This window comes from Komagataeibacter oboediens (genome assembly GCF_018491655.1).
GTDB lineage: Bacteria > Pseudomonadota > Alphaproteobacteria > Acetobacterales > Acetobacteraceae > Komagataeibacter > Komagataeibacter oboediens.
In genome coordinates, this window is sequence record NZ_JABLUU010000011.1 from 34,846 (window position 1) to 57,271 (window position 22,426).

The following is a 22,426-nucleotide window of genomic DNA, read 5'->3' on the forward strand; positions in this document are numbered from 1 at the left end:
ATCAGATCCCGTCGGGCGTGCGCAGGTCGCGCATGCCCTGGCGGTGGGCGCGCTTTTCATCGCGCAGGCTGGGCGGCGTGACGGGTTCGGCACCCTGTGGTCCCACCAGCCAGCTTAACGGCCTGCGGCGCGTGCCGATGGATTGCTGCAGCAGCATCAGTCCCTCCAGCAGGGCTTCGGGGCGGGGAGGGCAGCCGGGGACATACACATCCACCGGCAGGAAGCTGTCCACGCCCTGCACGACGCTGTAAATGTCGTACATGCCGCCTGAATTGGCGCATGACCCCATGGAGATGACCCATCGTGGTTCCAGCATCTGGTTGTACAGATGCTGGATGACAGGGGCCATCTTGACGAACACGGTGCCGGAAATGACGATCAGGTCGGCTTCGCGTGGTGTCGCGCGCAGCACTTCGGAGCCGAAGCGGGCAATGTCGAAGCGGCTGGTGAACGCTGTCGCCATTTCCACATAACAGCATGACAGGCCGAAATTCAGCGGCCAGATGGAGTTCTTCTGTCCCCACGCCACGAAATCCTGCAACCGGCCCATGACCAGGTTGCGGCGGACCGTTTCGCTGAAGCTGGACGTGGGCGGCGTTGCCCCCGTGGTATCGGGCGATGACAGGAACCAGTTCATGGGGCACGGTCCTTTCCATCATGGGCGATCGGTCGGGGGACGATCAGCCGTGGCCGCGGCCCCCAGTCCAGCGCACCGGCGCGCCACAGATAGGCAAGGGAGATGGCCAGGAAAACGGTAAAGAGAACGGCTGCGCCATAACCGATCCATCCGGTTTCGGTCACGACCGTTGCCCATGTCAGGAGAATGGCCGTTTCAACATCAAATATGACAAAAAACATGGCCAGCAGGTAATACTGCACGGGCAGGCGCAGATGCGCCGACCCTGTCGGCCGGATACCGGATTCAAACGGCATGGACATCGCCCGCCCACGTGCCGCGCCACAGCGTCGGGTGCCGGTTATGGCGGACAGGCCCAGCATGCAGGCCAATAGCATGGCTATGACAGCTGCATAGGTGAATACAGGCCATATATTGGAAACAGGTTCCATGGACAGGGCATTCCGTTTCTGTGTTTTTTATCTGGGCGGAAGGCGTCTTGTGTAACGGTGTCCGTATTGACGGGCGTTTATTGCCACGGGCATAGGGGAACAGGTTTATGTTTCCCCTGATATTCCGGCATGGATGCATGGAGCGCCAGAATATGCTGCCAAGTGCCTATACGTTGTGGTGAAAGGGAAGTTCCGGTCAGGTCATGCAAGTTTTCATGCATGTGCAGGGATATGTGGTGGACGTGTTGTCTTGCCTGCGAATGCCGTGTCTCCGTATCATGCCTGCATCAGGATGCTGGCTGCCGACAGGAACGATATGACCGTACACCCCGTACTTTACAGTTTCCGCCGTTGTCCGTATGCCATGCGGGCGCGGCTGGCCCTGCTATCCGCTGGTGTGGAATGTGAAATACGCGAAGTAAAACTGGCGCAGAAACCTGCCTGCATGCTGCGGGTTTCGCCCAAGGGGACAGTTCCTGTCCTGGTCCTGCCGGATCAGGCCATTATCGATGAAAGTCTGGATATCATGCGATGGGCCCTGGGGCGGCATGATCCACAGCACTGGCTGGTCAATGTCCGCAATGACCTGATTGCGTATAACGATGGTCCGTTCAAATACCATCTGGATCGTTATAAATATGCCAGCCGCCATCACTCCGACCCCATGTATCACCGGGCCGAGGCGCTGAATGGACTGGAACGGTTAGATGTCGCGCTGGACGCGAACCGCTTCCTGCATGGTGACCGGCCGGGCCTGACCGATGCCGCCGTGGCACCCTTCGTGCGGCAGTTTGCTGCAACGGACCCGTGCTGGTTTGCCACAGCCTGCCCGGATGGGGTGCAGGAATGGCTGCGGGCCTTTATGGCCCTGCCGGTATTTGATCGCGCCATGTGTCGCCTGTCTCCCTGGCGGGAAGGGGATATGCCGGTCCTGTTTGACTGACCAGCAAATATCGATGTGCTGACGGGAAACCCGCGCCGGGCGATATCCGTTATCGGGCGCAGGCCATGCTGCCGCTTCCCTTGCTGCCCCGGACAGGGAAGGATGGTTCCGTTCTGGCCAATAGATAAAAATGAAGGCAATAAAAATGATAAGAATGTTCGCCTTGTTTTTAAATAAATAAGTAAAAAATACCCATTCGCATATAAAGCCGAAATGATGATGGATGCTGCCAGTATCGTCGCGCGCCATGCGTGGCGGCGCATGCCGTACTCATATGTCGTGCGTGTCTGTGCGTATGGGGTGTTTTGGATCGTCCCCTGAAGCCATGAGGTCCTGGGCATGCGCGTTCCCTCCGGATTTTTTTTACTGTCATATTTTCATTGGTGTTCTGAGTTCATTACATATAGATACGGCCGGACGGCAATGATGGCGCTGATCCGCACTGTCGTGTGTCTGGGGCTGTTCCTGTCCGTTGCCTTTCCCGTTCATGCGGCGGATGTGGATGTAACCCGGACAACCGTAGTACAGGACAGGAAGGCGCATGAATATCCCGGCTGGGTGCGCAGGATACTGGGTACAAAGGCGGATACACACAAACTGCCAGAAGTTTCCAACCCCACGCCGTATGCCGAAACGCAGCCGACGACGCCCTTTTATGAAACAACCCCCGGCTTCCTGCACGCGCCCTATGGGCCGCCTTCATTTGGTCCGCCATTTGGCACCACGCATCTGCTGGGGGACTGGGGTGGCGTCCAGCCGTGGTTGCAAAGCCGTGGGCTTTATCTGGCGGTTGACGTTTATGAAGACCTGGCGGGGAATGTGGCAGGTGGCAAAAAGCGCGATTATACCGTTGCAGGACAGGTTGGTACCACGCTGGATGTCGACTGGAACAGGGTGCTTCATTCCCGTGCATGGGCACGGGACCTGTGGCTGCACATGCTGGTGGTCAACGGCCATGGCCGGAACCTGAGCCGGCTGTTTGGTGATAACAGTAACCAGGTCCAGCAGATTTATGGCAGCCGCGGCAATGTGATTGCGCATCTTGTCTGGGCGTATTTTGAAAAGGCATGGCTTGACCGCAGGGTGGACCTGTCGGTTGGGTGGATCCCCACCGGGGTGTTTTTCCAGAACTCGCCATGGGTCTGCAACTTCATGAACGTGTGGCTGTGTGGTGGGGAAAGTCCGACCAAATTCCTGCGCGGGGGGCGGGGCTGGCCTTCGGGAAATATTGGCGGTGTCCTGCGTGTCATGCCGATAAAGCAGCTTTATGTCATGGGGGGACTGTTTGCCGTATCTCCCCATAACTACAACGGGGGTATTTCGGGCTGGTCATGGGCGCAGGACGGGTTGGGCAAGCTGTCGACACAGGCTGAAATCGGCTGGATCCCCGCCTTTGGCCGGGATCATCTGGCGGGGCATTACAAGGTGGGCGCCATGTATGACAATGCGCGGTACGAGGATCTGTATGAAGACATCCACGGCAATTCATGGGTGTTGACGGGACAGCCAGCTCGAAGGCAGAGCGGCCAGACCTCGGTCTGGGTCATCGTTGACCAGATGCTTGTCCGTCGTGGAGCGGGGGAGATGAATGGCCTGATACTTGGTGGATACTATGCCTATGCTTCAGGGCAGACATCACAGATCAATCACAGTTTCATGGCAGTCCTTATGGATACGGGCGCCCTGTGGCACCGTCCGCTGGATAGCGTGGGGATTGCGTTCCTGTGGGCCGGTTTCAGCCGTTCCGCCATCCTGTCGCAGGAAGCGGCGGCAGGCCGTGGCCTTGCCCTGCCGGGGGGGAATTTTGGCATGCCGTATGGCATTCAGGGGCATGAGACGATCTATGAAGCCTATTATGGGTTCCATATTGCGGACGGCCTGTCGATCAAGCCCGACTTCCAGTATGTCAATCATGTTGGGGGCACGACGGTGTTCAGGGATGCCGTGGTGCTGAGCACCGCCATGAATGTTGCTTTCTGACGTGGTTACTTTTATTTGATATTTCCATTAAATGGTCTGAGTTCTTAAATCTTTTTCCTGAATTGTGCGTTTTTTTACTGACCGGTCACATTCTGTGGCGTGGGATCTGAAAAAGAAAGAGGACCTTCATGTCTCTTGTCGGTAAGGTGGCTGTTGTCACGGGGGCGGCACAGGGTATCGGGCGTGGCATTGCGTTGCGTCTGGCGCGCGACGGGGCGGATCTGGTGGTGGTGGATATCGCGCAGGACCGGCTGGACGGGGTGTGCGAAGACATACAGGCGCTTGGCCGCAAAGTTCTTGCAGTTGCAGCTGATATCAGCGTGCGTGATCAGGTCTTTGCCGTGATCGGGCAGGCAGTGCAGCACTTTGGCGGCGTTGATATCATGGTCAATAATGCAGGTGTGGCGCAGGTCAGGGCACTTGTGGATGTGATGCCGGAGGATATGGGGCGGATTTTCCAGATCAATGTCAATGGAACGCTATGGGGAATTCAGGCAGCGGCCCAGGCATTCAGAAAACTGGGGCGCAGGGGAAAGATCATCAATGCCTGTTCTATTGCAGGGCATGAAGGCTATGCTTTCCTGGGCGTCTATTCCGCCACCAAGTTTGCAGTCAGGGGATTGACGCAGGCGGCGGCAAAGGAACTGGCTCCTCATGGCATTACGGTAAACGCCTATTGCCCCGGTGTGGTGGGAACCGACATGTGGGTGGAGATAGACAGGCGCATGGCGGAAGCGACCGGCGCGGAAATCGGTGCAACCTATCAGAAATATGTCAATGGCATCGCGCTGGGGCGGGCGGAAACACCCGATGATGTCGCCGCTTTTGTCGCGTGGCTTGCCTGCGCAGATTCAGATTATATGACAGGCCAGTCAGTCCTGATTGATGGCGGGCTTGTGTTCCGCTGACCATGGTCCCTGAACGCATTATTCATGCCGGACCTGTGGTAGCAGGCCGGTTGCATGACGCCTTGGGGGATATGAGGTTCGGAATTATGTCACGTAATAAATTTTAACGGGTCAGTATCCTGTTCAGCAGCCCTCAGGGCACTGTCTTTTCATAACGGCTGCGCAGTGATGGGAACTGATAAAGCGGGTGTATTATCAGGTAGATGGCAGGAACGGCGGTCGCCAGACCATGCGACCGCCGTTCCTGCCATGATGACGGGTTTAGTTGCCGCTTTCCCGACGGGCTGCGCCATAGCGACGCATGGCCCACAGGCCCACCCCTGAAAATGCAAGTATGATCAGGCCTATGCCGCCTGTCCCAACGGCCGTTTTCCAGATGACGGCAATGAGGGCAGGGGCCACCAGTTTCGTTTCATGCATCATGTGCAACCACTGGAAGGTCCATTCCCCCCGGCGTATCTGCCCCGGATCACGGCTGATACGCACGTGCTCGGTATGGGGATCATACTGGACGGTGGCAGGGTGATTGGGCCCATATGCGGGCAGGATCACCTCAAATGCCTGCTGTGTTGGCTGTTCGCCCAACTGGACGGATAACAGGGTCGCTTCCGGCATCTGGCGTTTCAGCGCAGCCAGCCCGGTGTCCAGCCCTGTTTCGCCTGCAACGGCGGGAAGGGCCGTATGATGCGGGTGATTGTGCCGTTTGTCGGGGCCGTTGATGCCAAATAGCGGGCGCGCGAAAGGAAATGCCAGAATGGCCCCGCTCAGTGACAGGAACAGGAGCATGAAGGAAAGCCAGAACCCCAGGCTGACATGTATTTCACGCCACAGGCGCAATCCACGGGCGCGGCGGCTGATAATTATGGTCCTGCGCCATTTCCCGTTCTGCCACAGGGCGGGATGTGGCCACCATATGATCAGCCCCGTAAAGGCCAGCAGGCTGAGTACAACGCCCATGATGCCTGTTGCCGTCTGGCCATAGGGCAGCAGGAACAGGTCCGCATGCACATTGTGCAGGAAGCGGATATATGCCGGCACAACGTAGGTGCTGATGACGGATGGATGATCGGGGTTGACGAATACCTCGAAGGTCGGATGCCGTTCCCCTGCCGGTCCATAGGTCACCATGGCACTATCCCCATTCCAGCGCGCGGGGTTGAGGCGCAGCGGGATCATGCCCGCAGGCGCATGGGTGCGGGAGGCAGCGACCACGGCTTCAGCCCCGGCTGGTGCACCACTATCCGTAACATGCGGACGTTCTGGCAGCAGCAGGGGAAGGATGATCAGCAGTGTCCCGGTCAGTCCCTGCAACGCAAGGGGCAGCATGAGGAAAAGTCCCATCCAGCGATGGATTTTACGAAATGCGCTGCTCATTTTCCCCGTATGTCCGTGCCTGCGGCAATGGTATCATGACATAATCGGGGGCACCAATAATGCAGCCCCCCGGTTTGAAGTAAAAAAAGGTATCATCTGCCCGGTCGGTTTTCGGTTCCCTTCCGGTATCTGACCCGAACCGATCTGGTCCAACCCGCGTGCGATCAGGCTGTGTCGCACGTGGGCATGCCCATGGCAGGACGGAACGGGGCGGAGCCCCTTCCGGGATGGGGATATCAGCCATGTTGCGGGCGGTTTTTGGTGCCCCTGCCAAACGTATGATATGGCAGATGTGAACAGGCTAGGGCAGGCCACTTCCCCATGATGCAATTCATTACCGATTTTGCTGATCAGGCTGATATTCTGCCGGTCGTGGCGACGGCCGCCTGTGTGATGGGCGTGCGGGGATGGTGGCGGGGCATGTGGGTCTGGTGCACTGTTATCGGCCTGGCCCTGGGCACGATGCTGCTGCTCAAGATCGCGGGGCTGTATTATGCATGGTTCATGCAGGCCCGTGTATTCAGCCCCAGTGGTCATGTGGCCGCTGCCATTGTCACATATGGCAGTCTGCTGGTCATGCTGCTGCGGCGTGTGCTTGTTCGCCACCCGGTTGCCATGCTTGTCCCCCTGTTGGGCGTTGCGGGTGTTGTGGGATATACCCGCTGGCGATTGCAGGCCCATACCATGGGCGAAGTCATGGTTGGCACATGCGTGGGGTGTATTGCCGGACTGGTATTGGGAATGAAATGTGGTCCGGTGCCCCGTTCATTATGGGGATATATGCTGCCCTGTATCGCTGGTGTCGCTCTGCTGTTCCATGGGTTCCATCTTGGGGCGGAAGCGACGATCCGTCAGGTCTTTTCGCCAGAAGGGCTGTTTCCCGATCACCTGTAACGGACCGGACCTGTTTTTCTATCTTTTCGAGATTGGTTGATCATGACTTATCGATAAAAGAAAAAAGTTTTTTGGTGTCGTCTTTTTTCAAAAAAAGCGACGTCTTCCACAGTTTTCTGAAAGAACGTTCTTATGATGACCGGATATTTTCCGGACAGGCTTTTCAGGCAGAAATCTATACTGATCTGGTTCCGTGCGCGGGGTTGCATCGTACCCGGCTGAGCTGGATGAGGGGTCAGCTATCCCGCGACTGCTTTTGCGGGCAGGGTATTACGGTGTCCTGCCGGCCCACATGGCTGCGCGCACGACCATAACCGTAATAGATGGCCAGTCCGGTCATGCCCCATGCCGGCAGAACCAGTATGGCGACCAGATCCAGCGACAGATACAGGTAAAGGCACCCAAGAATGGCAAGTGGCGCAATGACCCATATGGCGGGTGCGCGAAACGGACGTGCACGCATGGGATCGGTCCGGCGCAGGATCAGGACGGATATCGCCACCATGGCGAATGCGAACAGGGTGCCGGAATTGGAATAGTCAGCCAGGGTGCCCACCGGCAGGAAAGCAGCACCTGCTGCCGCGCCAATGCCGGTGACAATGGTGACGACATGCGGCGTGCGGTAGCGGGAATGGATACGGGCAAGCCCGGCGGGCAGCAGGCCATCGCGCGCCATGGTGAAAAAGATGCGTGTCTGCCCGAATATCATCATCAGCACGACGGAGGGCAGGGCCATGGTCGCGGCAAGGCCGATCAGGTTTCCGACCCGGTTCCACCCTATGGACCGCAGGATATGGGCCAGTGCTTCGTGCGAGCATGGCAGCGGGGTAGGTGTCCCGCCTGCCACGATTGTCTGGCACCTGTGTTCCAGCGCCAGCGTGCCGGGGGCCAGCACGCTGCCATCCGCCGCCATGACGGGCTGTGCGCCAAGGGGGGAACCAATGGCTCCAAGGGCAACCAGCAGGTAGAATGCCGTGCAGAAGCCAAGGGAGGCGATCAGCGCGAGCGGAACATTGCGTTGCGGATTTTCAGTTTCCTCGGCTGCGGTGGAGACGGCGTCAAAACCGACATAGGCAAAGAATATCGACGCGGCCGCTCCGGCCATGCCGGTGATCCCGGTGGGCATGAACGGGGTGAAATGACTGGTGTTCATGACCGGAATGGCCAGGACGGCAAACAGCGTCAGGGCCATGACCTTGATCCCGACCAGAATGGCATTGGCGCGCGCGCTTTCGGTCGTGCCCAGAACAAGAAGCCAGGTAATCATGAGGATAATGACGACCGCGGGCAGATTGGCGTACCCGCCTGCCTGCGGGCTGTTGACCCATAGGGGGGATATGTCAACATGAAGCAGGTTCCGGACCAGTCCCACCATATACCCTGACCAGCTTGACGCCACGGCGGCCGCCCCGATGGCGTATTCCAGGATCAGCGCCCGCCCCACCATCCATGCCAGCCGTTCCCCCATTACGGCATAGGTATAGGTGTAGGCCGATCCCGCAGCCGGAACCATGGACGCCAGTTCGCAATAGCAGATCGCCGCACACATGCAGATGAAACCGGCAAGGATGAAACTGAGCATCATGCCCGGTCCTGCCTTCTGCGCGGCTTCGGATGTCAGCACGAAAATACCGGTGCCGATGATCCCGCCAATTCCCAGCATCGTAAGCTGGAACGCCCCAAGCGAACGGTTCAGCGACTTCTTTTTCGATGTCGCAATGATTGCGTCCAGCGATTTTACGCGATCAAACTTCATTCACCCGTTTTCCCCGTCCTGTCCCTGCCGGGCATTATACGCTGTCCCGCAGGGAGGAACCTATGGATAAACGCGATATGTGCAAGCATGGGACGGGCATGCCGCATGTATGCCGATGCGGGCGAGTGCAGGGCTGTTGCCCCGCCTGCCTGATCATGAAATGTGAATTGATCTGATGGCCCTCAGGGTGCTTGGCTTGCTTCGGGTGCAACAGGGCTGAAGATCTATCCTGATATGGAGTGTCCAAGCATAACCGCATGGCGTGTCGCCCGGCATCGGGCAAGGCATCAACTGCTGGAAAAGGGAGCGGTCTTCGCTGATCCGCTCGCGGTCCTGATCTCGGGCGGGGACAGTGCACAACCTGGTATGGAGGAAGACGCGCCGGGCGAGAAAAACTTCCGTCTCTTCATGGCCATTCGAAGCCGCATTGCAGAAGACAGGCTGGCGGCAGCCGTGCGGCGTGGCGTGCTGCAGGCCGTTGTGCTGGGGGCCGGCCTCGATACGCTTGGTCTGCGCAGCCCGCATGGAAAGGACGGCCTTACCGTGTTCGAGGTAGACAGGCCCGCCATGCAGGACTGGAAGCGCGGGCATATTGCACGGTTGGGGATTACGGCGCCGGATACCCTGACCTTCGTGGCCGCTGATTTCGAACGGGATGACCTGGGGGACTGTCTGGTCCATGCCGGGTTTGACCCGGACCGGCCTGCATTTTTTTCGTGGCTGGGCGTCGTGCCGTATCTGGGGCGCGACAGTATTGAAAAGATATTACGCTTCGTTGCGACCATACCTGATGCTGAAATTGTATTCGATTACGGGGAACCCGTTGAAAATTACGACGGGGACCGCAGGAAACTGATGGAAGAACGGGCGCATTTCGTGTCTTCCGTCGGTGAACCATGGCTGAGCCGCTTCACTCCCGCAGACATGCACGATATTCTGCGCAGGGCCGGATTCAATCATGTCACGGATTATGACCGTGCCGGCATTTCTGCATATTTTGGTTGGCCCGTGCGGCAGCCAACGTCCGGAGCAGGTCCGCATGTTATTGATGCATGCATGGATGGTTACGAAATGTAGATTTTATTTTTATTACGAATAATGGAATAAATTAAGAATAGAATGATAAATCATATAATTAAAAAAGTTTTTGGTGAATATTTTTCCAAAAATATTCAAAAAAAACCACCTTCCTGAAAAAACAGGCTCCCGGCAACATTTATTCCCAGACAGTATGTCAGCCCGTCATGCGTTCAAGGAAGTCAAACAGGCGCGGGTTATCCGAATGTGCCACATTGAACCTGAACCATTGCGAGGGCTGTTCATCCGGGCGGAACAGATGACCGGGCGCCAGCATGATGTCATATGAACAGGCGCGTTCCGCCAGGGCGCGCACATCCCTGTCGGTTCCAAACCGGGCCCAGGCGAACATGCCGCCGGCGGGGTGAAAGTAAAGCTGCATCCCCGCCTGTTCCAGACGGGAGCAGACGCGTGCCTGTGCCCGCATCAGGCTTTCACGCAGATTCGCCAGATGGGGACGGTACAGTCCGCTACTGACAATGTTATGGACAATTTCCTCATTCAGGGGGGCGGTGGTCAGGTTACTGGCCATTTTCTGCCGCAGGATCCGCTGCGCGGTATCCGGGGCGCAGGCGACATATCCCACACGTAGCCCCGGTCCGATGGTTTTGGAAAAGCTGCCGATATGGATAACCGCATTCAGTCCGCCCAGTTGCGACAGTGTCTGCTGCCCGTCCGGGGCAAGGTCCAGGAAGATGTCATCTTCAATTACGGTCACATCATGCTTCCGGGCAATGCGCAGGACATCACGCATGTTGCGTGCCGTACTGCAGGTGCCGGTGGGGTTGTGCAGGATGGAGGTCGTTATGAACAGGCGTGGCTGGTACCGGCGCACCATGCGCTCCAGCTGTTCGGGGCACGGACCGTCGCGCAGGCGCGGAATGCTGGCGATCTGCAGGCCCAGCGCCTGCAGGGCCGGGTAGAGATTGCAATACCCCGGATCTTCCACCAGTATCGTATCACCCCGCGTTGAAAGACAGCGCACCGTCAGTTCCAGTGCCTGGCTTGCCCCATGGGTCAGGATGATGCTACCTTCGGTGCAGGCAATGTCCCGGCGTGCCAGCATCTGGCGGATATTGTGCCGCAATCCGGCATGGCCGTAGGGGTTGCCGTATTCCAGCATGGCCGCCAGTTTCTGCGGCGACAGTCCCGTCAGCGCGCGCTGGGTGGCCGATGTGAACAGCATGTCGGATGGCAGCCACCCGCATCCCGCCTTGATCACCGGGGCTTCGTCCTCATATGCGTGCTGAAGCAGCCACATGGAATCAATGGAGCGTTGCAGCAGCGGCGTGCCGCGTTCCGGCCCTATGACAAAATATCCTCGCGTGCCCCGGCTTTCCACCAGTCCCGTGCTGGCCAGCCGCAGGTAGGTATTGGCGATGGTAATGGTGCTGACCCCGCATTGCCGCGCCATGCGCCGGATGGACGGCAGCCGTTCCCCCCGGCGCAGGACGCCGCTGCGGATGCGGTCTTCAAGATCCTGTCCGATCTGGCCGACAAGGGGCGTGTGGCTGCGTCGGTCCGGATTGCGGAAGGGGGGGGATGTCATGGAAAAGCCGGTGCCGATCAGTACAGTTTCACAACGCGTGGCCGGATTGTACATATACAGGGCGCGGGCCGGGACTTACGGTCATGAAATGAATCGTCCTCGCATCAGGGACTGGGGCGGATTTCAGTGCAGGATTGTAACATGGCTCAGGATTCAGAAAAAGCAGAACTCCTCCGGAACGAGCGCGAGGGGGTGTACTGGCAACCCTTTACCGCCAACCGCCATTTGCGGGCCAACATGCCCCCCCGTACGCTGGTCAGCGCCGAAGGGGCGTATTACACAACCAGCGAGGGGCACAGGCTGTTCGATACCCTGTCGGGCCTGTGGTGCACCCCGCTGGGGCACGCCCATCCGCGTATTGTCGAAGCCGTGCGCAGGCAGGCCGAAACGCTGGATTTCGCGCCAAGCTTCCAGTTGACCCATCCCGGCGCCATCTCGCTGGCTGAACGGATTGCCGACCTTGCCCCGCAGGGCATGGATCACGTCTTCTTCGCCAATTCCGGGTCTGAAGCGGTCGATACGGCGCTGAAGGTTGCACTGGGGTACCACCGTATCAAGGGGGCGGGAAACCGTTTCCGCATGATCGGGCGCGAACGCGGCTATCACGGTGTCGGCTTCGGTGGCATGTCGGTGGGGGGCATCGTGTCCAACCGCAAGATGTTCGCCGCCGGCATGATGCCGGGCGTCGACCATCTGCGTCATACCTATGAACCCGCGCACATGGCCTTTACCCGCGGGCAGCCGGCATGGGGCACCCACCGGGCGGAAGATCTTGTCCGGCTTGTAACGCTGCATGATGCCTCCACCATCGCTGCGGTCATTGTCGAACCGGTACAGGGATCGACCGGGGTGATCGTGCCGCCGGTCGGGTATCTGCAGCGCCTGCGTGAAATCTGCACGGCCAACGGCATCCTGCTGATCTTTGACGAAGTCATTACCGGCTTCGGCCGCATGGGCGAGAACTTTGGCGCCCAGCGTTTTGGCGTAACGCCGGATATCATTACCTTCGCCAAGGCCGTGACCAATGGCATCGTGCCGATGGGCGGGGTGATCGTCACGGACGAGATTTACAACACCTTCATGACCGGCCCGGAAAATGCCATCGAGTTCTGTCATGGTTATACATATTCCGGCCACCCCATGGCGGCGGCGGTGGGACATGTCGTGCTGGATGTCATGCGTGAGGAAGGGCTTGTCGCCCGGGTGCGCGAACTTGAACCCGTGCTGGAAGACGCCATCCATACCCTGAAAGACCTCGATACCATTGCCGACATCCGCAATATTGGCCTGACGGCGGCCATTGACCTCAAACCGGTGGACGGCAAACCGGGCGCGCGTGGGCAGGCCCTGTTTGAAGCCGCCCTGCGTGGCGGCCTGCTGCTGCGCGTGACGGGGGAGACGGTCTCCTTCGGGCCGCCGTTCATTTCCACCGCGCAGGAACTGCGTGACATGGTTTCGACACTTCGCCAGCTCATCATTCAGGTCGGCTGAGCCTCGACGTTCAGACAGGAACAAGGAAAACATCATGCCTTTGCTGCATTTTCACGTTGTAAAAGGACAGCGGAACCCGGTGGAACTGCGCGGGCTGCTCGACGCTGCGCATGACGCCATGCTGGAAGCGTTCAAGGTGCCTGCACGTGATCGCTATCAGCTGGTATCCGAACACGAACCCACCCATATGGTGATCGAGGATACGGGGCTGGACATTCCCCGCACGCCCAAGGTCGTGCTGCTGCAGGTGGTTTCGCGCCCGCGTGGCAAGGAACAGATTGCTGCGTTCTACAAGCTGCTGGCGGAAACGCTGCAGGCCCGCTGTGGCCTTGCGCCATCCGACCTGATGGTATCGGTTATTGAAAACCAGGATGAACACTGGAGCTTCGGTCTGGGCCGCGCGCAGTTCCTGACAGGCGAACTGCCGCTGCCGGGCGCGCCAGCCTGAATGCGTATGGCCGGGCTTTTATGGGAAAGCCCGGCTGTATCCTGCACCGCGTCGTGTCACCAGGCCACTCGGTTCTGTCTTTCATGAAGCGACATGTTCAATTGACCAGTTGATGAAATACGGGACGAATCAGCAGGCAGCCTTTTTTCAAGGTTTTCTGTAAAAGCTTCACCTGGAATTTTTGGCGCCAGCGTGAGGAAGTGCCTTGCCCGGCATGCTCTGGCGATTGGTTTACCCCACCGAATAAAAATTCCGGATTGGTCTGCCTCCAGAAATACCCGATGCCGTTCGGGATGGTTTCGTGGCAATGATGGCATATTGATTACGTCGGATCGTGAAACCTGCCTGAACTTTATCCATAACAGTCAGTCCGGGCGATCATCACGACATGAACGCAATTCCGGCGTTTGAAAAGACTGCAGGGTACGATCTTGTCCATAACGTCCGGACCATCCTTCCCCTGTAATCAAATGGCCTATCGTATCGCGGTCGATGCGCATGGAAAGCTGTTTGAAAATGAATCATTAATAAAAATAAATAAAAGTTTTTGGATGTCGCCTTTTTTAAGACGAGGCTTTCTTCAGCTTTTTGAAAAAAAGTTTTACCAAAAAAATTCAGTAGATTTACAGGACGCTTCGTAAGCCGTTTTTTGGGTGCTGTCGGGCATGTGGATGCGGCAGCATGGTATTCATGTCACAGGTAAATCTGCCCTCTACCGGTCCTTCTCGGTATTGGCGAGGTCTATATTTTTCTGTCGACTGCGACAGGTCATGCAGGGGAATCAGGCCTGTATCCCGAAATGGATGTGGTATTGATACACTAATGTGACAATTCGCCATTGTTTTGTCGTGGGCTGATATCAGTTTAGGCGGAGAGGAGTACGGTAATGAAGTATATGAAATCCCTGATGACGGCTTTTACCGTCATGGCGCTGGCCGCCGCACCGGTTTTTCCGCTGTCGTGCGCCCATGCGCAGCATGGTCCCGGTGGTGGTCCGGGTGGCGGGGGACATGGCGGTCCGGGTGGACCCGGCGGTGGTGGTCGTGGTGGTCCGGGCTTTGGTGGACCCGGCGGCGGTCGGGGTGGCCCGGGGTATGGTGGTCCCGGTGGCGGCCCCCGCGGCGGTGGCTGGGACAGGGGGCCGCGTGGTGGCGGCTGGGGTGGCCCGGGATGGTATGGTCCGCCGGGTTATTACGATGGTTATGGATACGGTTACGGTTATCCTGCTTACGGGTATCCTGGCTATTATGGCTATCCTTATGGTGGCTATGTGGGCGGTTGGGGCTGGGGTGGATGGTAACGCCCGTCCGCTGGTTGGGATTACGCGGCCGTTCGGCGGCGTAATGCCAGCCACAGGGCCACAAGCAGGCCCGTAATCGACAGGCTGGCGAACCATGTCAGTATGCCTGTCATTCCATCAGACCGGATTGCCAGCATCAATGCACAGGCAGGTGCGGCAACCCGGCCCATGATTGCCATGCACCGCCCGGGTGGCGTCAGCCGTGCAAACCGGTAACGGGCTGGCTGCAGCCGCACATGGCACGCAAATGCCAGCAGCCATAGCCCGCAGATGATCGCAAAGATCATGTTCCGTCATCCCCGCAGTTGACGCCGGACATACAGCGCCATGATGGCGGCAAGCACGCCCATCCCATCCATTCCGGCATGGATTGCCCACAGGCTGCGGACCGCATGGGGGCAGGTCACGATATCAAGCACCGGCAGGCCGCCCCCCAGCAATGCGATCATGACCAGTTGTGGCCGCCAGGCCGTATTCATGGATGTGCTGGTGGAATGAAGGGCGGCATGTCCGGCACATAAAATCCATGCACCAAAAAGAAGGCCGGTTTCCAGCCTGTCGCGTCCCGTCATGGTGGCGGGCAGCAGGCGGTTGCTCCACAGGAACACCAGTATGCTGATGGGCAGTCCAGTAACGGTCGTAATGGTCAGACCTTCACCAATGCGAAAACCGATCCGGTGCCCTGATGCGCGGCGGCGTTTCATGATGAACAGCACCAGTCCACTGGCAATGATGCCCGTGGCGCACAGTCCCGACAGGAAATACAGCCACCGCAACCCCAACGGGGCAAAGCGGGCATAATGCAGTCCATGCATGGCCTGTATGGTATGGGCAATCGGGCCGGGTGCTGTGGTCGTGCCCAGCAGGTGCCCGTCCGGCAGGCTGAAATCGGCGTGGTCGCGGGTCAGGAATGGTCCGGATGCATCGCTGGCGTACAGGCTCAGCCGGTCAGGAGAAAAAAGGATAAATCCGATCTCGCGACCGTGCAGGCTGCGGCGTGCCGTCGCCAGAAGGGGGGCGAGCGCGGGCAGCGGCGGCGGAGCGGCGTTGGTGACAGCCGGACCGGTCGCGGGCGTTTCCGGATTTTCCGGGGCGAACAGGTGTGTCAGCGGTGTTGCGGGCAGGATGAGGTTCGCGTTGACCACGGTGCCGGTGTAGATGATCATGAGCGTAAATGGCAGGAACAACACACCGACCAGCAGGTGGGCATCCAGCCATCCCCGCAGCCGCGCAGCGGACAGGCGCAGCATGACAATGTCCGGCACCAGCGCGCGCAGGTGTATGACAACGCCCGACACGATCGTGACAAGCAGGATGATGCCAAGAATATCGACAAGACGGGTGCCCGTCGTTCCGGCCAGCAGCGTGTAATGGAAAGTGAAGAAGAACGTGCCCCCCATGGTGGTACGTACCGTAATCGGTACACCACTGCGCGGGTCAAACAGTGTGCCGACAAACTTCTGCCCGTCGTAATGCAGCACATCAAGGGTGGGCGACCGGGGGGATGGCAGGGTCAGGAAAACCGATGATCCGCGCACCTGCTGTTCATGGATCAGGGCTGCCGCGGCATCCAGCGCGGTGTCCGTCAGGGGGGCGTTGGCCGGTACCTGATTTTCAGGCTGCATCCACCGTGTCATTTCCTCATCAAATACCGACAGGGTGCCCGTCATGAAAATACACGTCGCGATCAGGCCGACCAGAAAACCGGCCCAGGCATGTAGCCACCCCAGACGGGTACGCAGGGTTTCACGCATTACGAAACCAGTTCGACAAGGACTGCAAGGCCGCCACCCATGCAGACTGACAGCAGCCCCGCAGACGAACTGAAACATAGCACGATCAACACGGGCAGGCAGGCAAGGGCGATGATCTGGCCAAGCTGCATGGTGGCGGCGCTGGCTGATATGCTGGCAATGACCATGGAATGGGCAAGCGCGTAAGAAACCAGGCAGGCAGACAGAATGCCGCCCACCCGGTTGCGTGTCAGGCGCATCCTGTCCTGTGTCATATCGATCGCTACGGCTCCCTTCCGTTACGGCATCATAAATAAATGCGACGCATTTGCATTTGTGTCTATGCCATGGAAAGCCCTGTCGTGCGAAGGGATACGGGATATTTTTTATTATGAACCGTAACGCCATCCACACGTCGCCGCTGGTCGCACTGAATTCATGCCGGCGGTCAGCGTGACGACCATGCAGCAGGCCATCATGCCCCCCCGGCGGACGCCATTGCGCACCGGTGCCCGTGCGGGTGGTCTCGGGTCAGGGTGCCGTGGGGCGCGCAAGCCGATCGCCAGCGTATCGGTCGGGTGTGTAATTACGACAGGTGCGGCGTGCCTGTCCCGGAGTGGAGCGCACGCTGGCGTATGAGGCGGACCAGATTTTCCAGCGCTGTCATACCGTCAGGCCATAGCCCGACACGGGCGTGATTGCCAATGTGGCCAACCGCGCCAGCATCGATCAGTGTCGCCCCCCACCGGGCCGCAAGGTCACGGGCACGGGGCATGCTCAGCCATTCGTCATCCTGACTGGCCATAAGCACGGCGGGAAAAGGCAGCGGTGTTGCGGGCAGTGGCGCAAAACCGGCCACCCGTGTCGCTTCGGGACCGTGATGATGGTCGATATCCGCCGGTGCGACCAGAAATGCCCCCACGATACCCGCAGCCCCCTGTTCGATCGCCATGCGTACACCCAGTATGGCGCCAAGGCTGTGGGCAACAAGGATAACGGGCCGGTGGCAGGTCTGCACGGCGTGTTGCAGGCCCTGCACCCAGTCCGGATAATGGGGATGTGTCCAGTTGTCCTGCTGCACCCGCCGCACCGTTACCCCATGCATGCGGAAAAACAGTTCCCATTGTGACTGCCAGTGCTGCGGCCCCGACCCGTCCAGCCCTGGCACGATGACGACGTCAAAACCGGACAGGGCCTGTATCACTGTCGTCCCGGCGGGCATCCTGCCATCCGGGGCAGGCGGCATGTCGGATGGAACAACAGGCATTATGGCCGAAGGCATCTGCTCAGGATGCATATGCAGGGACATTGTCGTACTCCCGATATGGGGAAATCCAGTGTGGCCATGGGCCACCCGTTCATTGTTTTCTATGCAGCCCGCGGGGTCTGCTTCAGGGGTGGACAACCTGCACCAAGCCCATGCGCCACGCGGATGATGTCAGTGAAATCGCGTTCCGTTGCGACCGGGTGGATCAGTGTACTGCGCACTGTATTACCGGGGTCCACAATGAAGGCGGCATGTTCTTCCATGTCCCCGCCGCCCGGTCCGACGTCCACCGTGACACCCCGCCACAGCGCGGCAATATGGCCTGTTTCATCATGAACGATCGGGAAGTCCGGCACCTCTGCCGCCGCTCTTGTGGAGGGGAGGGGAATCACGCCCGCCAGAAGGGCAGGGGTCATGGGTGCAAGGCCCAGCAGGCGCACTGGCTGCGCACGCGTACGCGCCCATCGCAGCCCGGCCCGCAGGCTGTGCATGCTGTAATCCCCCGGGTGCGTCAGGACAATACGCCAGCATCCATGACCCCATGTATGGAAACGGATTGGCCCGATGCCTGTCTCGGTCATGAAATCCGGGGCTTTCCAGCCGGGGAAAATTGCCATTGCCTGTCTCCTGATGACGGGGGCGCCACGGGTGCGGGTCGGTGGTTCCATCATTCCTTATGTGGATTATATAATCACATCCAGAAAAATGTGCATATAAAAAATGTCATATAAAAATTTAACAAAAAGTTATGACACTTTGATCGTGAAAGCCTCCCGCCATGCGCACTGTGCAGCGGATGCGCATGGGGAGGAAGGTATGTCCCCCAATCGTTAAAAGGCATTCCTGCAGAAAGAATTCTTGTTTAATGGACTGTAAACATTAAAAATGTCTTCAAAATGTCATAAACAACGAAAATTAAATGATATATGTATAATACCACTGTCATAATGTTATTATGTGTTGACGCAGGGCGTCTGACGTGTATTGTTCCCGCTGAAATACATACCGCTCCCATCATGCAGGATGATTCCCCATGATCCAGCCAGCCATGCGAATGCGTTGCTCCGGTCGATGTCGCACCATCCCTGCCGCTCCCGTCATGCGGGCGGCCATTCCATAAAACAGCCGGCGGAAATCCTGCCGGAAACCGTCCGTGCGTCGCCACGGACATGCAAGGGCAGTTTTTTCAATGCTTGAATCCCGTATCATCGAAATCGACGGCACGTTCCTCGGCACCGTCATTCTGGAGGCGGACCGCCAGACGCGCCGCTTCTATGCCACGCATGACAGCGTGCGGGCATTCCATAACCGCACCCTGCACGGATCGGATGACGTGACCAGACAGGTCGCGCGCCTTTACCGCCGTTCCCATGTGGACAGGCACGATGCCACAGGCGGAAAATGACAATGCGCCGGATCACATGCAGTCATGGTGCCGCATGAAGGGCAGGACGAATGCCTGACAGCCCGGACGGATACGTTCCGTCCGGGCTGTTCTGTTGTGATCCTGTCATGGGGCAGGGGCCGACCCGGCCATCTGCGTCAGGCTGGCTGGCCTGCGGGCGGGGTCAGCCGGCCGGGGTTGGCTTTCCAGTCACGTAGCGCCTCCTCGCAATACGGCAGGACTTCAAACACCGCCATCATGCCCAGCGCCCCAAGGGCATAGGGCAGGCCAAGCGGTTCCCGCTTCAGCCGCGGCGGCGTGGAACGGATGACCCTGCGCCCCAGCAGGGCCTGTACCTGCGGCCAGTGCAGGACTGCGATCAGGGAAACGGCCATGAGCGGCACCATTTCAAGGAAGCTGTGGACATGCTGCTCCACCGGTTGCACCTCGCGCCGTGTCACGGCGTAGCTGACATCCCACATGGCTGTCGCTTCATGCACGAAAAATGATGCGATCATGAACGACAGGACCGGGACATCGATTTCCATGAACAGTCCGGCCAGAACCGGAAAGGCCGCTTCCCCCAGCATAAGCAGGTGCAGGCCACTTTCCTTCAGGCCCGTGGTATGTTCGATATCCGTCCGCCGGTGGCACCACCAGTCGGTCAGGCCGGAGACCAGCCAGATGGGTATGACAAAATACTGTATGACCCGGCGCGCGACATGGCGCGTGGCGTCGGTTTCGGCCTGTGCATTCTCGACGGGCCTGCTTTCCCGTGCGGCCGGTTCCTGCGGGGTTGGTGCGGGCGTCGTATCCACCCTGCGGCCACGCCACCATGCAATGAACCCTGCCCCCAGCGTCGCTGCTGCGGCGCAGAGCATGGAAGATGCATAACATTTGAGAAAAGTGCGGTTTTCCATCATGTCCTGTCTCCCGTCCTATTGGGGGGCGTGATGGGGGGCTGCCGCAAAAAGCGCCACAATGGCCGGACAGAACGCTTTCAGGTCGTGCGGATTGCGTGATGTGACCAGTGTGCCATCGCTCACCACCTCTTCATCCACCCAGTGCGCACCCGCATTGGTCAGGTCCGCGCGCAGGGATGGCCACGACGTCATCCGGTGCCCACGCACCCCGTTGGCATTGATCAGGGTCCATGGTCCGTGACAGATCGCGGCAATCGGTTTGCTGGCCTGGACGAATTCCCTGACAAAGCGCACGGCGTCCTCGTCCATGCGCAGGTGATCGGGACTGGTCGTGCCGCCGGGCAGGACCAGTCCGTCAAAGTTGCGTGCATGGGCCTGTGCCACCAGCATGTCGACCTGATAACGCTGGGTCGGGTTCACATCCGACTTCATGGCCTGGATATAACCATGGGTGGGGGAGACAAGGACCGTCTGCGCCCCGGCCTGCTGCAACGCGGCGACGGGTTCGGTCAGTTCCACTTCCTCCACCCCGTTGGTGGCAAGGATCGCAATGGTCCGGCCATCCAGGGGGGCACGGCGCGTGCCACCATGCCGTTCGGCATCGGGATGTGTCCGTGCATCATGCGCGGGCATGGCGCCGGATGTCGGTGGCATATTGTCCTGGGCGGGGACCGTATTGAACACATGGTTGGCCATGATCGTTCTCCATCGGCTGTAAAAGACTGGGGCGGAGGCATATTTTCTGCCAGCTTTCCGCACACAATCTGCTGGTGTCATAACGACTGGTTGTGGGGGATGTTCCAATCATTCTGTGCCAGCAGGCGGGTAGGTGATGTTCATCGGGAATGGGCCGGTCTGGTTGACAGCAATAAAAAACAGGAACGGCATGTATTCATTTCTGAAATACATGCCGTCCTGCCTGTCCGGGTCAGTTGCCGCACCATGCGGCATGGTTATTTTTTGGGTCCGGTCGAACGCCCCTGGGCGGGAGGGTCGCTGGCGGGAAAACTTTCATCAAGCGCTTCATCGCGCCCTTCGTCTTCCTGCTTTTCCTCAGGGGTCTGAGGCTTTTCCCTGTCAGGGTCGGGTCTGTCCTGCATGGCCGTGGTTCCTGTCCAGTATGAATGCCCACCAGCCTGATGGTAGCAGGCCCGGTTGCGAAGTGGGGGTGGCTGCGGATCGGGGGTATCGAACGGGAACGGGTCCTGCGGGCCGAGGGGCGGATAATCGCGCGGCAGGGGCGGCCCCGGTGGCGGCAGGGGGGCCTGTCCGAAGGTGTGGATGGAAGATGTAAACATGGCTGTTCTCATCTGGCTTACGTATGGGAAACATGGGGCTGCACCCTGTTTCCCTGCCGGTTGGACCGGGTATGTCAGTATTGTTTACTGTTCACCGCTATCGGCGGGGGACGGGGTCTTGTTACCGCCGCGGTTGCTACGACCATAACTGTCGTGCATGTGTTTGTGGTGGGTGGACCGGGTGGAGGTGTCGCTACTCGTCGGTGGCTGTGTGCCAGGCTGTTCATCGACAGTGCGCGGGTTGTTCCACAGCTTGTCGGAAGGTTCCACCCGCTGCCCGTTTGGTGCGGTTGCGGAAGGCGGGTTCCTGCCCACTTCGGATGCCGCGGAATCAGCCGTTGGCGCCGGGACTGTTTCCGTGCCGGTCTGTGCCACGGCCATGACTGGCACACTGGCGATAAATGCCGCCAGCAGGGCGGAATGCATTGTCTTTGTCATGGTATCGTCTGCTTTCATTCAGGTGAATGGACTGACCACAAAAGCATTCTTGGGTCGAAAGGTTGCATCCTGTTTGTCAGACCGGTGCGCGTTCGTGCATCCCTACCCATATGGCCAAATACATCATTTATGCCGGAATGGATGAATACATGGTCAGGCCAGTGATTGTTCTTGGTTTTCGTATTGACCCGACTTGTCCATGCAGGTCAGCGCGCCCCGTCAGGCAGCATGCCCGCCGTCACCGTTTTGATGACTGATCGGATCCGGGCGTTGCCGGTGCATCTTTCTCGGCGGCGTGTTCGTCGCATCCCGCCTGATCCTGGTGTCTGCCCTTGTGGCTTGTAGCCTCGACACGTTCATCATTGTCGCGGGTGGATTCCGGCTCGTCCTCGCCCGCGCGGGGCTGGCCGGTTGCCTTGTCACCGTTGCCCGGCGGCGGTGTGGCATGCCCCTCGGGCGCGTGAAGGGCATATGGGGTCTGTACGGAAACATGCGGTTGGTCGGGCATGGTCTTCCTCCGTTATGGGAATGGGGACGGTTCGTACCTGCGGCCCCGCATATGCATGTGAAGCAGTGCGGGGCCACGTGGTTGCCT

At 59.0% G+C, this 22,426-nt stretch carries 25 protein-coding genes; 9 read left to right on the plus strand and 16 right to left on the minus strand.

Annotation, left to right across the window (positions count from 1 at the left end):
* Position 1: 1 nt before the first annotated feature.
* Together HNO79_RS10360 and HNO79_RS10365 are read right to left on the minus strand one after the other, a co-directional pair.
* Entirely contained in the window at positions 2–637 is a 636-nt protein-coding gene (locus HNO79_RS10360) for an NADH-quinone oxidoreductase subunit B (RefSeq protein ID WP_010516609.1), read from the minus strand.
* Entirely contained in the window at positions 634–1,068 is a 435-nt protein-coding gene (locus HNO79_RS10365) for an NADH-quinone oxidoreductase subunit A (protein ID WP_214164580.1), read from the minus strand. The genes HNO79_RS10360 and HNO79_RS10365 overlap by 4 nt, the downstream gene beginning before the upstream one ends.
* Before the next feature lie 316 nt (positions 1,069–1,384).
* Here HNO79_RS10365 and HNO79_RS10370 point away from each other — a divergent pair, with 316 nt between their 5' ends.
* From HNO79_RS10370 to HNO79_RS10380, 3 genes are all read left to right on the plus strand, one after another.
* Positions 1,385–2,011, plus strand: a complete 627-nt coding sequence (locus HNO79_RS10370) for a glutathione S-transferase (RefSeq protein WP_214164581.1) — start codon at positions 1,385–1,387, stop codon at positions 2,009–2,011.
* A 423-nt stretch (positions 2,012–2,434) separates the two neighbouring features.
* Positions 2,435–3,991, plus strand: coding sequence for a carbohydrate porin (locus tag HNO79_RS10375; protein ID WP_214164582.1), 1,557 nt, complete (start codon positions 2,435–2,437; stop codon positions 3,989–3,991).
* Between the two features lie 128 nt (positions 3,992–4,119).
* Positions 4,120–4,899, plus strand: coding sequence for an acetoin reductase (locus tag HNO79_RS10380; RefSeq protein WP_214164583.1), 780 nt, complete (start codon positions 4,120–4,122; stop codon positions 4,897–4,899).
* 261 nt (positions 4,900–5,160) lie between these two features.
* Here HNO79_RS10380 and HNO79_RS10385 read toward each other — a convergent pair whose 3' ends face one another.
* Positions 5,161–6,273 (minus strand): PepSY-associated TM helix domain-containing protein, encoded by a 1,113-nt coding sequence (locus tag HNO79_RS10385; RefSeq protein ID WP_200409742.1) that lies wholly within the window; start codon positions 6,271–6,273, stop codon positions 5,161–5,163.
* 321 nt (positions 6,274–6,594) lie between these two features.
* Here HNO79_RS10385 and HNO79_RS10390 point away from each other — a divergent pair, with 321 nt between their 5' ends.
* On the plus strand, positions 6,595–7,167 hold the full coding sequence (locus tag HNO79_RS10390) for a phosphatase PAP2 family protein (RefSeq protein ID WP_200409743.1): 573 nt from the start codon (positions 6,595–6,597) through the stop codon (positions 7,165–7,167).
* Positions 7,168–7,402: 235 nt separating this feature from the next.
* On the opposite strand, the gene HNO79_RS10395 is transcribed toward HNO79_RS10390, so the two are convergent.
* Entirely contained in the window at positions 7,403–8,923 is a 1,521-nt protein-coding gene (locus HNO79_RS10395; protein WP_214164584.1) for an amino acid permease, read from the minus strand.
* 234 nt (positions 8,924–9,157) lie between these two features.
* Here HNO79_RS10395 and HNO79_RS10400 point away from each other — a divergent pair, with 234 nt between their 5' ends.
* Complete coding sequence (locus HNO79_RS10400) at positions 9,158–10,000, plus strand: class I SAM-dependent methyltransferase (RefSeq protein ID WP_200409745.1); 843 nt, start codon at positions 9,158–9,160, stop codon at positions 9,998–10,000.
* Between the two features lie 157 nt (positions 10,001–10,157).
* Here HNO79_RS10400 and HNO79_RS10405 read toward each other — a convergent pair whose 3' ends face one another.
* On the minus strand, positions 10,158–11,549 hold the full coding sequence (locus tag HNO79_RS10405; protein ID WP_048856551.1) for an aminotransferase-like domain-containing protein: 1,392 nt from the start codon (positions 11,547–11,549) through the stop codon (positions 10,158–10,160).
* Positions 11,550–11,690: 141 nt separating this feature from the next.
* Between HNO79_RS10405 and HNO79_RS10410 the strand changes: the two genes are divergently transcribed.
* The 3 genes from HNO79_RS10410 (at position 11,691) to HNO79_RS10420 (ending at position 14,788) form a co-directional block, all read left to right on the plus strand.
* Entirely contained in the window at positions 11,691–13,040 is a 1,350-nt protein-coding gene (locus HNO79_RS10410) for an aspartate aminotransferase family protein (RefSeq protein ID WP_214164586.1), read from the plus strand.
* A 34-nt stretch (positions 13,041–13,074) separates the two neighbouring features.
* Positions 13,075–13,488, plus strand: a complete 414-nt coding sequence (locus tag HNO79_RS10415; RefSeq protein ID WP_200409747.1) for a tautomerase family protein — start codon at positions 13,075–13,077, stop codon at positions 13,486–13,488.
* 886 nt (positions 13,489–14,374) lie between these two features.
* Positions 14,375–14,788, plus strand: coding sequence for a hypothetical protein (locus tag HNO79_RS10420; RefSeq protein WP_050017594.1), 414 nt, complete (start codon positions 14,375–14,377; stop codon positions 14,786–14,788).
* A gap of 20 nt (positions 14,789–14,808) precedes the next feature.
* Here the strand turns inward: HNO79_RS10420 and HNO79_RS10425 are convergent, their stop codons facing one another.
* From HNO79_RS10425 to HNO79_RS10445, 5 genes are all read right to left on the minus strand, one after another.
* Positions 14,809–15,075, minus strand: coding sequence for a hypothetical protein (locus tag HNO79_RS10425; RefSeq protein ID WP_214164587.1), 267 nt, complete (start codon positions 15,073–15,075; stop codon positions 14,809–14,811).
* A gap of 6 nt (positions 15,076–15,081) precedes the next feature.
* Positions 15,082–16,542 carry a PepSY-associated TM helix domain-containing protein gene (locus tag HNO79_RS10430; protein WP_214164588.1) on the minus strand — a complete coding sequence of 487 codons (1,461 nt, stop codon included), beginning with the start codon at positions 16,540–16,542 and terminating at the stop codon, positions 15,082–15,084.
* Positions 16,542–16,796 (minus strand): hypothetical protein, encoded by a 255-nt coding sequence (locus HNO79_RS10435; RefSeq protein WP_010514870.1) that lies wholly within the window; start codon positions 16,794–16,796, stop codon positions 16,542–16,544. The genes HNO79_RS10430 and HNO79_RS10435 overlap by 1 nt, the downstream gene beginning before the upstream one ends.
* Positions 16,797–17,107: 311 nt before the next feature.
* Positions 17,108–17,830, minus strand: a complete 723-nt coding sequence (locus HNO79_RS10440; RefSeq protein WP_244987506.1) for an RBBP9/YdeN family alpha/beta hydrolase — start codon at positions 17,828–17,830, stop codon at positions 17,108–17,110.
* Positions 17,831–17,889: 59 nt separating this feature from the next.
* Entirely contained in the window at positions 17,890–18,405 is a 516-nt protein-coding gene (locus HNO79_RS10445) for a peroxidase (protein WP_214164589.1), read from the minus strand.
* A 572-nt stretch (positions 18,406–18,977) separates the two neighbouring features.
* Here HNO79_RS10445 and HNO79_RS10450 point away from each other — a divergent pair.
* Positions 18,978–19,193 carry a hypothetical protein gene (locus HNO79_RS10450; protein WP_010514876.1) on the plus strand — a complete coding sequence of 72 codons (216 nt, stop codon included), beginning with the start codon at positions 18,978–18,980 and terminating at the stop codon, positions 19,191–19,193.
* A gap of 137 nt (positions 19,194–19,330) precedes the next feature.
* Here HNO79_RS10450 and HNO79_RS10455 read toward each other — a convergent pair whose 3' ends face one another.
* From HNO79_RS10455 to HNO79_RS10480, 6 genes are all read right to left on the minus strand, one after another.
* Positions 19,331–20,095, minus strand: coding sequence for a hypothetical protein (locus HNO79_RS10455; RefSeq protein WP_200409753.1), 765 nt, complete (start codon positions 20,093–20,095; stop codon positions 19,331–19,333).
* Positions 20,096–20,110: 15 nt separating this feature from the next.
* Entirely contained in the window at positions 20,111–20,791 is a 681-nt protein-coding gene (locus HNO79_RS10460) for a type 1 glutamine amidotransferase domain-containing protein (RefSeq protein ID WP_214164590.1), read from the minus strand.
* Between the two features lie 108 nt (positions 20,792–20,899).
* Entirely contained in the window at positions 20,900–21,046 is a 147-nt protein-coding gene (locus tag HNO79_RS10465) for a hypothetical protein (protein WP_214164591.1), read from the minus strand.
* A gap of 2 nt (positions 21,047–21,048) precedes the next feature.
* Positions 21,049–21,393 carry a hypothetical protein gene (locus tag HNO79_RS10470; protein ID WP_214164626.1) on the minus strand — a complete coding sequence of 115 codons (345 nt, stop codon included), beginning with the start codon at positions 21,391–21,393 and terminating at the stop codon, positions 21,049–21,051.
* Between the two features lie 84 nt (positions 21,394–21,477).
* Complete coding sequence (locus HNO79_RS10475) at positions 21,478–21,831, minus strand: hypothetical protein (RefSeq protein WP_214164592.1); 354 nt, start codon at positions 21,829–21,831, stop codon at positions 21,478–21,480.
* Positions 21,832–22,069: 238 nt separating this feature from the next.
* A complete protein-coding gene (locus HNO79_RS10480) occupies positions 22,070–22,339 on the minus strand; it encodes a hypothetical protein (protein WP_048856507.1) in 270 nt (89 codons plus the stop codon).
* Positions 22,340–22,426 lie beyond the last annotated feature (87 nt).